Genomic DNA, 13,233 nt, shown 5'->3' on the forward strand with positions numbered 1-13,233 from the left:
CGTGTCTACTGCGGCTCGGGGAACAGGTGGTCCACATCCATGACGCCGCCGGCGGCCGCGAAGTCCTCGGCGACGGCGCGGGCCAGGTCGTCGTCGACCAGGAAGTCCAGCGCGGTCGCCGCGAGGCCGTAGGCCCCGTCGCCGATGCCCGTCAGGGCGAACTCGGACGCCGCGGCCTCGGCGAAGTCACGGGTGTGCAGCGCGGCGTTCTCGTCGGCGATCTTGAGCAGCGGGTGGATGCCCGGGACGCGGACGCTGACGTTGCCGAAGTCCGTGGACGCGGCGATCGTCTCCGGGACGACGCCCAGAGGAAGGGACCGGCGTCCTCGCTCGCCCTGGGCCAGCGCCCAACGCTCGGTCAGGGGGCCGTTGCTGCGCACCGGCAGCGACGGCGGGTGCTGGTCCCACGCGATCTCGACGCCGACGCCGGCCATGGTCGCCGCGCCGACCGCCAGGTCGTGGACGCGCTGGGACAGGTCGACCAGCGTCTCGGCGAACTTCGAGCGGACGTACACGTCGACGACGGCCTTCTCGGGGATGATCGACGCCCGCGTCCCGCCCTGGGTGATGACGGCGTGGACGCGATCCACCGGGATCATCTGCTGCCGCAGCAGCCCGATCCCCGTGTAGAACAGGGTCGCGGCGTCCAGGGCGTTGCGGCCCATGAAGGGTTCGGCGGACGCGTGGGCGGCCCGCCCCGTGTAGGTGATCGTCAGGGTGCGGCGTCCCAGCCACACCTGGTCGGCGACGTCGTAGCCGTACGGGTGCAGCATGATCGCGGCGTCCAGGCCCTCGAAGGCACCCTCGCGCGCCATGTACTCCTTGCCGGTGTGGCCCTCCTCGCCGGGCGTCCCCAGCAGCACCACGCGTCCGGAGAAGGCGTCGGGACGCCGCCCGGCCAGCCGGTGCAGCGCCAGGAACGCGCCGACCCCCGTGGCGCAGATGATGTTGTGCCCGCACGCGTGCCCGATGTCGGGCAGCGCGTCGTACTCGGCCAGCACCGCGATCGTGCGTCCGCCCTCGCCCGCGGTGAACTCCGCGTGCACGGCGGTGTCGCGCCCGAACGCGCCGACCTCGGCGTCCAGGCCCTCCGCGCGCACCAGGGCGGCGACACGTTCCGCGGACCGGGTCTCCTCGAAGGCGGTCTCGGGGTCGCCGTGCAGGGCGAGCGCGAGCGCGCGCAGGGGCTCCTGGAGGGCGGCGACGTCGGCGGCCAGCTCCTCCCGCAGGTCGTCGGGGGCGCCCGGGTGCGGCGAGGTGATGGGGGCCGCCGTCGCCGTGCGCTCGGCCGTGTCGGCGGCCAGTTCCTCGGAGAAGAACGGCGAGGGGACGGTGGGGGAACTCGGGTGGGACATGGTCGAGACCCTAGCAATGCGCCGTTTTGGACGCCTCGGGGTGCCGGTGGGGCCGGCGCTTCCGGGCGCGGGAGGGGAGCCCGGCCGCGGCGTCCGGGCGGATTGGGGCAGGCGGGGCGGGGTCCGGTAGTCTGGTCGGTGGACCGCTCTGCGCGCGTCCGTGCAGTGAACCCTCCTGCCCCGGGAAAGACCCGTGGCCGCTAGTCCAGAGGAGGTGGGAAATCACATGCGCAAGTACGAGATCATGGTGATCGTCTCCCCCGACGTCGATGACCGTCAGGTCGCCGGCATCGTGGAGAAGCCGCTCGAAGGCCTCAAGGCCGCCGGTGGCACCGTCGACAACGTCGACCTGTGGGGCCGTCGTCGCCTCGCTTACGACATCCAGAAGCAGTCCGAGGGCATCTACGCGGTGCTCGAGGTGACTGCCGAGCCGGACGTCGTCAAGGAGCTCGACCGCCAGTACACGCTCAACGAGCAGATCATGCGGACGAAGGTCATCCGCCCCGACCTGCACAAGTGAGGTCGTTCTCCCCAGATTGTCGTCGGGACCTCGTGTTTGTCGGTCCCGCCTGACAGGCTGGAGGAGTAGCGGACGCCTCGTGCGTCCGGCCTCATCATCAACGTCCGACCGAATCGGAGATCTGAACCAATGGCTGGCGAAACCATCATCACGCTCGTGGGCAACCTGACGGCTGACCCCGAGCTCCGCTTCACCCCGTCCGGGGCGCCGGTGGCCAACTTCACCGTCGCCTCCACTCCTCGCACGTTCGACCGAACGACGAGCGAATGGAAGGACGGGGACGCCATGTTCATCAACTGCTCGGTGTGGCGGCAGGCCGCGGAGAACGCGGCCGAAACCCTCACCAAGGGCATGCGCGTCATCGTGCAGGGCCGGCTCAAGAGCCGCTCCTACGAGACGCGCGAGGGTGAGCGTCGCACCGTGTTCGAGATCGAGGTCGACGAGGTCGGTCCCTCCCTGCGTTACGCGACCGCCAAGGTCAACCGCACCAGCGGTGGCGGCGGCGGTGGCTACAGCCAGCAGGGCGGCTCCGGTGGTGGCGACAACTGGTCGTCCAACCAGGGCCAGGGAGGCGGCGGCGGTTACGGCGGCGGGGGCAACAGCAACCGTCCGCCGGTCAACGACCCTGGGCCTCGGCCCAGAGCGACGAACCTCCGTTCTGATCCCACCCGTTCCACCCACGTCATTCCGGCACTGAGCCGGGCTCCAGGAAGAGAGCACCACAATGGCCCCACAGCGTAAGCCTGTGAACAAGAAGAAGATCGCCCCGGTGAAGTCGATCAAGATCGGCACCATCGACTACAAGGACACCGCGACCCTGCGGAAGTTCATCTCCGAGCGCGGGAAGATCCGCGCCCGTCGGGTGACCGGCCTGTCCGTGCAGGAGCAGCGCAAGGTCGCGATCGCGATCAAGAACGCGCGTGAGCTCGCCCTGCTGCCGTACACGTCGAACGCGCGCTGAGAAAGGAAGCTGACATGAAGCTCATCCTCACCGCCGCGGTCGACCACCTCGGCATCGCCGGCGACATCGTCGAGGTCAAGGACGGCTACGGCCGAAACTACCTCCTGCCCCGCGGCTTCGCGATCCGTTGGACGCGCGGCGCCGAGAAGCAGATCGAGGGCATCAACCGTGCCCGCGAGGCCCGCACGGTCCGCGACAACGAGCACGCCTCCGAACTGCGCACGCAGCTCGAGGGCCTCGAGGTCCAGGTCCCCGCCCGCGTCTCCGACGAGGGCAAGCTGTTCGGCGCCGTCACCGCCGCCGACATCGCCTCGGCGATCAAGAAGGCCAACGGTCCCGCCGTCGACAGGCGCAACGTCGTCATCAGCAAGCCGATCAAGACGGTCGGCGAGCACAAGGTCGGCGTGAAGCTGACCGACGCCGTCACCGCGCACGTCCCGGTCAAGGTCGTCGCTGCCTGATCCTCACCGATCACCGCGAACGCCGGTCACCCTGAGGGTGGCCGGCGTTCGTGCGTCACGGGCCGGTCGCCCTCGGGGTCGGCCGTCCGGCGGGCCGCCGGCCCTGGGGCCGCACGCCCCTGCACCGGCTCCGACCCCCAGGGGCGGCGACCCCCAGGGGCGGCGCCTTCGTTCGACGCCCAGTCGCCCCCTTTTGGTGCAGTTGCCCACGTTGCAGCGGGGGCGTCTGCGCCTCCGGCGGGCGGTTCGTCGCAAAGGTGGGCGGTTCGTCGTGAACGGGGGCGGTTCGTCGCAAGCGCGGGCGGCTCGTCGCGAACGGGGGCGGTTCGTCGTGAACCGGGGTGGACGAGGGTCAGTCGTCCATCTCGCTGGGGTGGACGTTGCTGCGCGCGAGCCGGACGGCGCGGGCGCCGATGCCGCCGGCCAGCAGCAGGCCGAGGATCGTCCAGACGATCCCGTCGGCGATGAACACCGCCACCATGGCGATCAGGATCGGCACCAGGTACATCAGCGACCAGCGCAGGTAGCCGCCGAAGCTCGGCATCGCGACGCCGGCGCTGTCCGCGACGGCCTTGGTCATGAAGTTGGGGCCGTTGCCGATGTACGTGATGGCGCCGCACAGCACCGAGCCGAGCGAGATCGCGACCAGGTACGCCTCGGGGACGCCGGGGGCCATGCCGATGCGTGGCTCGCCGGGAAGCTGGGAGGCCATCTCGAAGAACGTGGCGTAGGTGGGCGCGTTGTCGAGGAACGCGGACAGCCCGCCCGAGAACACGAAGAACGTCACCTCGTTGAGCGGCAGTTGGGGCGCGACCTGCCCGAGGAAGTTCAGGGCGGGGATCATCGCGAGGAAGATCCCGATGAACAGGGCCGCGACCTCCAGGATCGGCGCCCAGGTGAACTGGTTGAGCGAGAACCGCACCTCGCGGTCACCCAGCAGGTAGGAGCCCAGCGCGGCGGCGAGGAACACCAGCTCGCGCCAGGGCACCATCTGGGCGAGCGTGGCGTGTCCGGTCTCGATGGCGTGCAGGTCGAGCGAGGGCACGAAGGCCACCGCGGCGATGATGACGGCGAAGAACACGAAGTTCATCTCGCCGCGGATGCGCAGCGGCGTGACGTCGGTCTCGTCGAACGCGATCGCCTCGTCGGTTTCGCGGGCGTAGGCGCGGCGGTCGAGCGCGTAGTAGGTCAGTAGGAGCAGGGCGTTGACGAACAGCCACTCCACCCAGAGCCGGAACGTCCACTCGAACGGGACGCCGCGCAGGAAGCCCAGGAACAGCGGGGGGTCGCCCAGCGGGGTCAGCAGGCCGCCGCAGTTCGCGACGATGAAGATCGTGAACACCACCGTGTGGACGCGGTGGGCGCGCTCCTTGTTGGTGTTCAGCAGGGGGCGGATGAGCAGCATGGCGGCGCCGGTCGTCCCGATGAACGACGCGATCACGCCGCCGATGGCCAGGAAGATCGTGTTGTTGCGGGGCGTCGCGCGGATGTCGCCGGCCAGGAAGATGCCGCCCGACACCACGAAGAGCGCGAGCAGCAGCATGATGAACTGCACGTACTCGAACAGGGCGTGGACGACCTCGCCGCCGTGGCCCGCGATCACGAACCAGAGGGCGACCGGGATCCCGCAGGCGAGCGCCACCAGCAGTTTGACCGAGTTCTTCTCCCAGGCGTGCTCGGTGGCCGGAAGGAGGGGGAGCACCGCGATGGACAACAGCAGGATGACGAACGGCAGTACGCTCCACCACTCAACGACCATGACCGTTCCCTTCCGCCGACCGCGACGTCGGCCCGCTCATTCTCGCAGCGGCGGACACCGTTCGGGTCGGGTTTCAGTCCTCGTCGGCGTCGGGGTCGGCGTCGGGCGCGGGCTGTGAGGTGGTCTTGCCGGCGTGGAACGTGAACTGCCCCATCGTGCCCCCGGACAGGAACGAGGTCGCCGCCGTCGGCGGGCGATCCTCCTGCCCGGACGCCTCGGGCGCGGCCTTCTCGGCGCCCGGCTGGTTCGGCAGCACGGGCTCGCCGAGCGCGGCGAAGATGGCCCGGTCGATCTGGTCGCGGGCCTGGACGCGGTGTTTGCGCGTTTCGGGCATGCGGACATCCTACGGCCACGCGAGCGGCGGCCCGCAGCGAGAGGGGGCTGGGGGCCGACAACCTGCAGCACGTTCGAGCGGCCCACGTTCCGCGGGGTGGCTCCCGCGACCCGACGCGCCGGGCGTCGCCCGGGGCTGCGTGCGTGTTTCACCCTGCCGGAACAACGACGGGCCCGCGATGTCGCCGCCCGCGCCGTTCCCCGACGTGGGAGGCGTGATGCCCGGCATACGACCGGCGGCGGCGCGGGGGAGTCGAGCCGCGCACGCCGGGTTCTGCGGGAGTGGGCCAACTACCGGACGCGCCGGGCGGCGGTCAAGGGGTGGCCGCAAGGACAATCGAACCCGACACGATGCGGTGTGGGCGTGTAAGGTCATGACAGGTTGAGGTTGGTTGTTCTTGCTGCGGTACCCGTCGGAAGATGAACGAGCGTCACCCCACCGCCCCCGGATCCCCGAGGGTTGTTGTACATAGAAATGAAGGCAGGAAACATGGCCACCGGAACCGTCAAGTGGTTCAACGCCGACAAGGGCTACGGCTTCATCTCCCCCGACGACGGCTCGTCGGACGTTTTTGCGCACTACTCCGCGATCAACTCGCGCGGGTTCCGTTCGCTGAACGAGGGCGACAAGGTCGAGTTCGACACCGAGCAGGGCCCCAAGGGTCTGCAGGCGACCAACATTCAGTCCATCGCCTGATCACACCAAGCTCCAGAACGCCGCGGCCCGTCCAGGGCCGCGGCGTTCTGCGTCCCGCGCCCTGTGGTTCCCCGGGTCGCGCCCCGTGCCCGTGCGGGGCGGGCCGCGGCGTCACAGCACCAGGCTGAGCATCCCCGAGACCAGGATCGCCACGATCACCGTGTTGAACAGGGTGGCGGCGACGGACAGCCAGGCGACCGACCGGCGTCCGGCGGTGGTGAGGATCGCGACGTCGGCGGTGCCGAAGGTCGTCATGACCTGCACTCCCGCGTAGGCGTAGTCGGTCAGCGAGTGCGGGCCCGGATCCGGGAACCGCAGCGTCCGCTCCTTGGCGTCCAGCCGGACCAGGGTGAGGGTGGCGGCGGTGAAGAGCACCAGCCAGCCCAGGACGACCGTGCCGATGGTGGCCAGGATCATGAGGGGGCTGGACCGCAGTTCGGGGTCGGTGAGCGTCACGACCACCACCATCAGCGAGTACATCACCGCCGCGGAGGCCCAGGACGCCGGCGTGGCGCCCATCAGGCGCTCCCAGTGCCGCGCCCGGCGGGACGTTGCCCGGCGCACGGCCAGCAGCAGACCCGAACGCGCCAGCCGCCCGAAGGTCAGCCAGGTGATGGCGAGGTAGAGGGTGAAGTAGGCCAGCTGCGCGCCCACGAGCAGCGCCACCATGTCCCGGTCGGGGTCGCCCCTGCCCCGCAGCCACAGCGACGCCGGGATCACGTACACGACGGACGTCGCGAGCAGGGACAGGAGGGTGCGGCGGGTCTCCGACACCAGGAAGGTCGACCAGCGGCCGGGACGCGTGGGGGCGAGGCGGGCATGGTTCCATCCTGACACTCCGCCGAACCGACCCCGCTTCGGCGTCCGCGGGGCCGATCGTGAGGCGGCGATGACCGGTCGGTCGGAGCGTCAGACCTCGGTCGGGTAGGCTGGGTCGGCCGTCTCCTCGGCCTCGGCGAGGCGCGCGGCCTCCTGCTCCTCATCCTCGGGCGGGATGGGCGAGCCCGGCAGCCGCGCGATGAGCTCGGCGCCGCCCTCGGGCGCGTGACCGGCCTTGACCCAGCCGCCGTGCGCCTGGATCGTCTGGGCGACGATCGACAGGCCGAGCCCCGAGCCCGTCGTGGAGCGGGCGTGCTCGGAACGGTAGAACCGCTCGAAGACGTGCGGGAGGTCCTCGTCGGCGATGCCGGGGCCCTCGTCCGCGACGCGGAACCGGTCGCCCTGCAGTTCGACGGTGATGGTGCCGCCCGCGGGGGAGAACTTCACCGCGTTGTCGAGCAGGTTCGTGACCGCTCGCTCGAGGGCGTCCGGCTCGCCGACGAGGTAGAGCGGGTCGAGCGTGACGCGCCAGGCCAGGCCGGGACCGCGCCGCTTCACCCGGTCGAGGGCGTGGTAGATGATGTCGCGCAGGTCGACCGGCTCGGGGGCCGCCTGCACCGACTCCTCCCGACTCAGCTGCACCAGGTCGCCGACGAGCTGGGTGAACTCGCCGAGCTGGGCGGCCACGTCGCGCAGGATCTCGGAACGGGCGCCGTCCGGCAGCATGCCCTGCCGCTCGTCGGCGACGAGCAGCTCGACGTTGGTGCGCATCGACGTGAGCGGCGTGCGCAGCTCATGGCCGGCGTCCGCGATGAGGCGGCGCTGCCGCTCCCGGGAACTCTCCAGCGCCTTGAGCATCCGGTTGAACGTCGCCCCGAGGTCGGCGATCTCGTCGTCGCCCCGGATCTCGACGGGGGTCAGCTTGTTGGTGGCCGCGATCGAGGAGACCGCGTCGGAGAGCTGCCGGATCGGCTGCAGGCCCGACTTGGCGATCATGTACCCGATCGCCGCGGCGATGGCCGCGCCCACGCCGCCCACCAGGAGCAGCGACAGGCCGGTGGTCTGCAGGATCGCCAGGGTGGGCGACAGCGGACGCCCCACGATGAGCGCGAAGTGCTCGCCCTGGTTCACCAGCGGGACCGACACGATGCGGGTCAGGGCGCCCGCCGAGTTCAGGCCGGTCCGCGACGACCAGCCGTGCGACACCCGGGCGATCGCCAGTTCGTCGGGGCCCCACTCGAGGGTCGTCTGCCGGTTGGGGGTCATGATCGCGTGGCCGTCGGCCCGCACCAGCATGACGATGACGTTGGCGGCCCGCCACGTGGTCGTGTCGATGCCGCCCATGTTCTCCAGGTCCTCCGACAGCGCGCCGGAGGTGATGTTGGCGACGTCCACGAGCTCGGTGTCGAGCTGGTCGTACACCGTGACCAGCGTCATGGCGTAGGCGGCGACGCCCGTCACCGCGACGGCCGCCGCGATGGCGAGGGCGATCAGGATGGCGAGGCGTTCCTGCAGCGAGCGGTTGGCCGAGGAGAAGAAGTCGCGGACCCAGCTCACCATGGACGACTCACGGCGCGGACTCCCGCAGCACGTACCCGATGCCGCGCACCGTGTGGATCAGGCGGGAACCGCCCTCGCCCTCGGTCTTGCGGCGCAGGTAGCCGATGTACACCTCCAGCGAGTTCGCCGTGGTGGGGAACTCGAAGCCCCACACCTCGTTCAGCAGCCAGGAGCGCTCCAGCACGCGGCGCGGGTTCTCCATGAACGTCTGCAGCAGGGCGAACTCGGTCCGGGTCAGCGCGATCCGCTTGCCGCCGCGGGTCACCTCGCGGGTGCCCAGGTCGAGGCGCAGGTCCTCGAAGCTCAGCACCTCGCCGCCCGCGTTCGCCGACTCCTCGTTCTCGGGGCGGCTGCGCCGCGTGAGGGCGCGCAGGCGTGCCATCAGCTCGTCCAGGGCGAACGGCTTGGCCATGTAGTCGTCGGCGCCGGCGTCCAGGCCGTCGACCCGATCCCCGACGGCGTCGCGGGCGGTCAGCACCAGGATCGGCACGTCGTTGCCCTGCGAACGCAGCATGCGGGTCGTCTCCAGGCCGTCGAGCCGGGGCATCATGACGTCCATGACGACGGCGTCGACCTTGTGCGAGGAGAGGTGGGCGAGCGCCTCCAGCCCGTCCTGGACGGCGGAAACCTCGTAGCCGCTGTACTGGAGCGAACGCTTCAGCGAGTCACGGACGGCCTGGTCGTCGTCCACCACGAGGATCTGCATGCGGCCATCCTATCGGCGCAGATCGGACGCCTGAGCGAGGATGCCGGGCATCGCCGCCTCGATGGCGGACAACGTTTCCTCGAACCCGGCGGCGTCGCCGTACCAGGGGTCGTCCACGCCCGTGCCGGGCTCCGCGGCGGGGTCGTAGTCGGTGAGGAGGCTGAGGTTGTCGGCGTCGGGCGCCAGACGCCGCATCCGGTCGAGATGCACCTGCTCCAGGCCGATCACCAGGTCGGCGTCCGCGATCTCGGACGCCGTGATCCGCCGGGCGCGGTGCCCGTCGGCGCGGTAGCCGTGGCGCGTCAGGACGGCGCGGGCGCGGGTGTCGATCGGGTTGCCGGTCTCCTCCGACGAGACGCCGGCCGAGGCGAACTCCAGCCCGGCCAGCCCGTCGCGGTCGGCCCAGCCCTGGGCGACCCGCTCGGCCATGGGGGAGCGGCAGATGTTGCCCCAGCAGACGAAGACGACGCGGACGGGCCGCTCCGACGTCACGAATGCACCTCGCCGCGGCGTCCGACGAAGGAGTTCAGGACGAAGCTGACGATGGAGACGAGCAGGGCCCCCAGAAGGCGTCCCAGAACCCGGTCACGCCCCACGGCACGCCCAGCTGGGCGCAGACCCACGAGGTGAGCATCAGCAGGGCGGCGTTGATGACGAGCAGGAACAGGCCGAGCGTCAGCAGCAGCAGCGGCGACGTCACGAACACGAACAGGGGCTTGATCAGGGCGTTCACGAGGCCGAAGATCGCGGCCACGATCAGGATGGTGACCGCGGCGTTCGCGGGGCTGCCGGTGACGTCGAGCCAGATGCCGGGCAGGAGCCAGGTGGCGACGCCGAGGGACAGGGCGCTGACCAGAAATCGAAGGATCACGTGACCACTCTCGCACGTGCGGCAGAATGGACGCTTCCGGGTTCCACCCTGCCGTGCCCTGAGTCGGTCGGGGTGATGGTGCGAGAGGCTGTGGACGCGTGGGCGAGTTGACCGGTCGGGACTTCCTCAAGGAGGTCGACTTCACTCCGGACGAGTGGAGCCACCTGGTGGAACTCTCGGGGGATCTCAAGCGCGCCCGACGCGAGGGGCGCGAGGAGCAGCGTCTGCGCGGCCAGAACTACGCCCTGATCTTCGAGAAGAGCTCGACCCGCACGCGGGCCGCCTTCGAGGTGGCGGCGCGCCACCAGGGCGCGTCCACCACCTACCTCGACCCCGCCGGCTCCCACATTGGGACCAAGGAGTCCGCCGCCGACACGGCGCGCGTCCTGGAGCGGATGTACGACGGCATCGAGTTCCGCGGCGCCGAGCAGGACACCGTGGAGGAGTTGGCCGAGCACGCCGGGGTCCCGGTCTGGAACGGCCTGACCGACGAGTGGCACCCCACGCAGGCGCTGTGCGACGCCTTCACGATGATCGAGTCCGCCGGACGCCGCGCCGACACGCTGTCGTTCGCCTACCTCGGCGACGCCCGGTTCAACATGGGCAACTCGCTGCTGACGATGGGCGCGATGATGGGCATGGACGTCCGGATCGTGGCGCCGCGCGAGTTCGCCCCCGACAAGTCCCGGGTGGACTCCGCCCGCGAGATCGCCGCCAGCACCGGCGCGCGGATCACGGTGACCGACGACGTCGCCGAGGGCGTCACGGGCGCCGACTTCGTCCACACCGACGTGTGGGTGTCCATGGGCGAGCCCACCGGCGTGTGGGCGCAGCGGTGCCGCGTGCTGGCGCCCTACCGGGTCACCGCGCAGGTCATGAAGCTCGCCGGACCCGACGCGAAGTTCATGCACTGCCTGCCGGCGTTCCACGACCTCAGCACGTCCACGGCGCGGCTGGTGCATGACCTGACGGGGATGCGCGAGCTCGAGGTCACCGACGAGGTGTTCTCCTCCGAGGCGTCGATCGTGTTCGAGCAGGCCGAGAACCGGCTGCACACCATCAAGGCGGTCATGGTGGCGACCGCGTCCTGACGGTCAGGACCCGGCGCGGGCCTCGGCGTCCTCGGCGAACACCAGCGGGCTGAGCGCGCCGACCTCGGTGAGCCAGGCGCGGGCGTCCTCGGGTGAGGTCCACAGGTGCGCGACCCAGCCGGCGCGCTGGGCGCCCTCGACGTTCGGCGTCCGGTCGTCGAGGAAGGCGATGTCGCCGGGCTCGACCTCCAGCACCTCGGCGACGCGGGCGTACACGCCGGCGTTCGGCTTGGTCATCCCCATGGACGCCGAGATGAACCAGTAGTCGGCCTCGTCGGCGAAGTCGGAGTCGGCGATGGCGAGGTCCACGTTGAAGGGGGCGTTGCTCAGCACGGCGACCTCGCGGCCGGTGGCGCGCACGTCGCGCAGCAGCCGGCGCGACTCCTCGGGGAGTTGCGCCCAGGCGGCGCCGTCGAGGGCGGCCAACCCCTGGATCATCTCGGGGGTCGCCGGCTTGCCGAGCCGCTCCAGCAGCGGCGTCCAGTACTCGGCGTCCGAACAGCCGGCGTCGTAGGCGAGCCGGTCGACCCAGTAGGCCTCCTCGTAGTCGGCCAGGGGGACGCCGAGCATCGCCGCGGCGTCCTCGAGGACGCCCTCGCCGGGGGACAGGACGATGCCGAAATCGAACACGACTGCGCGGATCATGCCCCCAGTCTGGCAGGGAAGCCGACGCGGCAGGCCGGGCTCAGGGAGTCGGCGTCTGCGAAGGCGGAGCGGGATCGTCCCCGGCGGCGTCCGGGGTGCTGGGGGCGACCACGGGCGCGGCGTCGGCGTAGGCCCGCGTCAGCACCTTGTAGGGCCGCGAGGCCAGCGCGGCGAGCGTGATCGCCAGGCCGACGAGGCTGACCACGGTGAACACGAGCGCGATGCCGCGCCCGGCGCCGTCGCCCAGCAGCCAGCCCCACTGCGCTTGGCCCTCCGGGCTCTCCATGTAGGGGATGAGGCCGAACTGGGCGATCGGGCCGATCAGGAAGGCGCTGATGGGGGAGGCCGCCACCTCGACGCTCTGCGCGAAGCCGAACACGCGGCCCTGCTTGGCCAGGGGCACGACGCGCTGCAGCACCGTCTGCTCGGCGGCCTCGGCGAACGGGATGAGCGCCATGTAGGCGAGCATCCCGATGACGAGCAGCCAGATGGAGTCGCGCAGCGCGAAGGTGCCGCCGATGATCCACATGGCGACGTTGGCCAGTAGCAGCGTGCGCAGCGGGCGCGACCCCAGGCCGAAGCGCGCCACGACGGCGCCGCCGATCAGGAAGCCCGTCCCGACGATGCCGAAGATGATGCCCCACGCCTCGACCGAGACCAGGCTGAGCCCGTACGGGTCCAGCAGCGCCATGTAGATGCCCCCGATGAGGTTGTTGAACGTGGAGAAGATGATGAGCGCGATCAGTCCCGGGACGCTGCGGATCGCCGCCCACGCGCCGGCGAAGTCCACCTTGCTGGGGGCACCGTCCGCGTGGACGATCTCGGGCTCGGGCAGCGGGACGGTGAGCATGTGCGCCAGGGACGCCACCGTGAGCGCCAGCGCGATGACCAGGGCCGTGGTCATCCCGAGCTGGCCGATCGCCAGGCCGGCGATCACCGAGGTGAGCATGAACGACAGCCCGACGACCATGCCGACCAGGCCGTTCGCCCGCGCGCGGCCGGCGTCCGGGACGAGCAGGGTGACCACGGTGGACAGCGCGATGCCGCGCGCGGACTCCATGATCGCGCCCGTCAGCAGGAACAGCACGAACATCAGGAAGGCGGGGCTGCCGATCCGCAGGATCTCCTCGCGCGGGGAGAGGAAGTAGACCAGTGCCGCCAGGCCGAAGAAGGCAGCGGTGACGCCCTGGGACCAGACCATCACGGTCTTCTTGCGGGTGCGGTCGATCCAGCTGCCGAAGGGCACGCCGAAGAGCGCCATGCCGAGCATGTAGGAACCGCCCAGAATGCTCGTCACGAGCACGTTGCGCGTCTCCAGATACATCCAGAACGTCACCGCGGACCACAGGAAACTCGTGGTGACGTTGGCGATGAAGGTGTTGATCAGCACGGCCCGGAAACTGCGCTGGTCGGGGTCCGAGACCATCGGGCTCCTCACGGATCGGGCGAGCCCGC

The 13,233-nt window shown here is 70.7% G+C and carries 15 protein-coding genes and 1 pseudogene; 6 read left to right on the plus strand and 10 right to left on the minus strand.

The features are described 5' to 3' along the window. Positions 1 to 5: 5 nt before the first annotated feature. The gene (locus G7070_RS09150) at positions 6 to 1,355 is read right to left on the minus strand and encodes a M20 family metallopeptidase (RefSeq protein ID WP_166233481.1); all 1,350 of its coding nucleotides are present in this window, start codon (positions 1,353 to 1,355) and stop codon (positions 6 to 8) included. A 226-nt stretch (positions 1,356 to 1,581) separates the two neighbouring features. Here G7070_RS09150 and rpsF point away from each other — a divergent pair, with 226 nt between their 5' ends. From rpsF to rplI, 4 genes and pseudogenes are all read left to right on the plus strand, one after another. Then, positions 1,582 to 1,875 carry a 30S ribosomal protein S6 gene (rpsF, locus tag G7070_RS09155; protein ID WP_166233482.1) on the plus strand — a complete coding sequence of 98 codons (294 nt, stop codon included), beginning with the start codon at positions 1,582 to 1,584 and terminating at the stop codon, positions 1,873 to 1,875. 129 nt (positions 1,876 to 2,004) lie between these two features. Further along, a pseudogene (locus G7070_RS09160) lies at positions 2,005 to 2,537 on the plus strand (single-stranded DNA-binding protein). Positions 2,538 to 2,599: 62 nt separating this feature from the next. After that, the gene (rpsR, locus tag G7070_RS09165) at positions 2,600 to 2,836 is read left to right on the plus strand and encodes a 30S ribosomal protein S18 (protein WP_166233484.1); all 237 of its coding nucleotides are present in this window, start codon (positions 2,600 to 2,602) and stop codon (positions 2,834 to 2,836) included. A 14-nt stretch (positions 2,837 to 2,850) separates the two neighbouring features. Continuing rightward, positions 2,851 to 3,297 (plus strand): 50S ribosomal protein L9, encoded by a 447-nt coding sequence (rplI, locus tag G7070_RS09170; protein ID WP_166233485.1) that lies wholly within the window; start codon positions 2,851 to 2,853, stop codon positions 3,295 to 3,297. Between the two features lie 352 nt (positions 3,298 to 3,649). Here the strand turns inward: rplI and G7070_RS09175 are convergent, their stop codons facing one another. Together G7070_RS09175 and G7070_RS09180 are read right to left on the minus strand one after the other, a co-directional pair. Beyond that, positions 3,650 to 5,056 (minus strand): sodium:proton antiporter, encoded by a 1,407-nt coding sequence (locus G7070_RS09175; protein ID WP_166233486.1) that lies wholly within the window; start codon positions 5,054 to 5,056, stop codon positions 3,650 to 3,652. 73 nt (positions 5,057 to 5,129) lie between these two features. Next, entirely contained in the window at positions 5,130 to 5,390 is a 261-nt protein-coding gene (locus tag G7070_RS09180) for a hypothetical protein (RefSeq protein ID WP_166233487.1), read from the minus strand. Between the two features lie 489 nt (positions 5,391 to 5,879). Between G7070_RS09180 and G7070_RS09185 the strand changes: the two genes are divergently transcribed. Then, positions 5,880 to 6,086 (plus strand): cold-shock protein, encoded by a 207-nt coding sequence (locus G7070_RS09185; RefSeq protein WP_166233488.1) that lies wholly within the window; start codon positions 5,880 to 5,882, stop codon positions 6,084 to 6,086. Between the two features lie 111 nt (positions 6,087 to 6,197). On the opposite strand, the gene G7070_RS09190 is transcribed toward G7070_RS09185, so the two are convergent. The 5 genes from G7070_RS09190 to G7070_RS09210 all read right to left on the minus strand — a co-directional run bounded on the left by G7070_RS09190 (position 6,198) and on the right by G7070_RS09210 (position 10,042). Further along, complete coding sequence (locus tag G7070_RS09190; protein WP_166233489.1) at positions 6,198 to 6,923, minus strand: DUF1345 domain-containing protein; 726 nt, start codon at positions 6,921 to 6,923, stop codon at positions 6,198 to 6,200. A 72-nt stretch (positions 6,924 to 6,995) separates the two neighbouring features. Next, on the minus strand, positions 6,996 to 8,465 hold the full coding sequence (locus G7070_RS09195) for a sensor histidine kinase (RefSeq protein WP_166233490.1): 1,470 nt from the start codon (positions 8,463 to 8,465) through the stop codon (positions 6,996 to 6,998). A 7-nt stretch (positions 8,466 to 8,472) separates the two neighbouring features. Next, complete coding sequence (locus tag G7070_RS09200; RefSeq protein ID WP_166233491.1) at positions 8,473 to 9,171, minus strand: response regulator transcription factor; 699 nt, start codon at positions 9,169 to 9,171, stop codon at positions 8,473 to 8,475. Between the two features lie 9 nt (positions 9,172 to 9,180). Then, positions 9,181 to 9,663 (minus strand): low molecular weight protein-tyrosine-phosphatase, encoded by a 483-nt coding sequence (locus tag G7070_RS09205; protein ID WP_166233492.1) that lies wholly within the window; start codon positions 9,661 to 9,663, stop codon positions 9,181 to 9,183. Between the two features lie 34 nt (positions 9,664 to 9,697). After that, entirely contained in the window at positions 9,698 to 10,042 is a 345-nt protein-coding gene (locus G7070_RS09210) for a phage holin family protein (protein ID WP_206079694.1), read from the minus strand. A 98-nt stretch (positions 10,043 to 10,140) separates the two neighbouring features. On the opposite strand from G7070_RS09210, the gene argF reads away from it, so the two are divergent. After that, entirely contained in the window at positions 10,141 to 11,133 is a 993-nt protein-coding gene (gene argF / locus G7070_RS09215; RefSeq protein WP_166233493.1) for an ornithine carbamoyltransferase, read from the plus strand. A 3-nt stretch (positions 11,134 to 11,136) separates the two neighbouring features. On the opposite strand, the gene G7070_RS09220 is transcribed toward argF, so the two are convergent. Next, positions 11,137 to 11,778: an HAD-IA family hydrolase gene (locus G7070_RS09220; protein ID WP_166233494.1), complete on the minus strand. Its 642-nt coding sequence runs from the start codon at positions 11,776 to 11,778 to the stop codon at positions 11,137 to 11,139. Between the two features lie 40 nt (positions 11,779 to 11,818). Further along, positions 11,819 to 13,204, minus strand: coding sequence for an MFS transporter (locus tag G7070_RS09225; RefSeq protein ID WP_166233495.1), 1,386 nt, complete (start codon positions 13,202 to 13,204; stop codon positions 11,819 to 11,821). Between the last annotated feature and the right edge of the window lie 29 nt (positions 13,205 to 13,233).

The organism is Propioniciclava coleopterorum, from assembly GCF_011393335.1.
Taxonomy (GTDB): domain Bacteria; phylum Actinomycetota; class Actinomycetes; order Propionibacteriales; family Propionibacteriaceae; genus Propioniciclava; species Propioniciclava coleopterorum.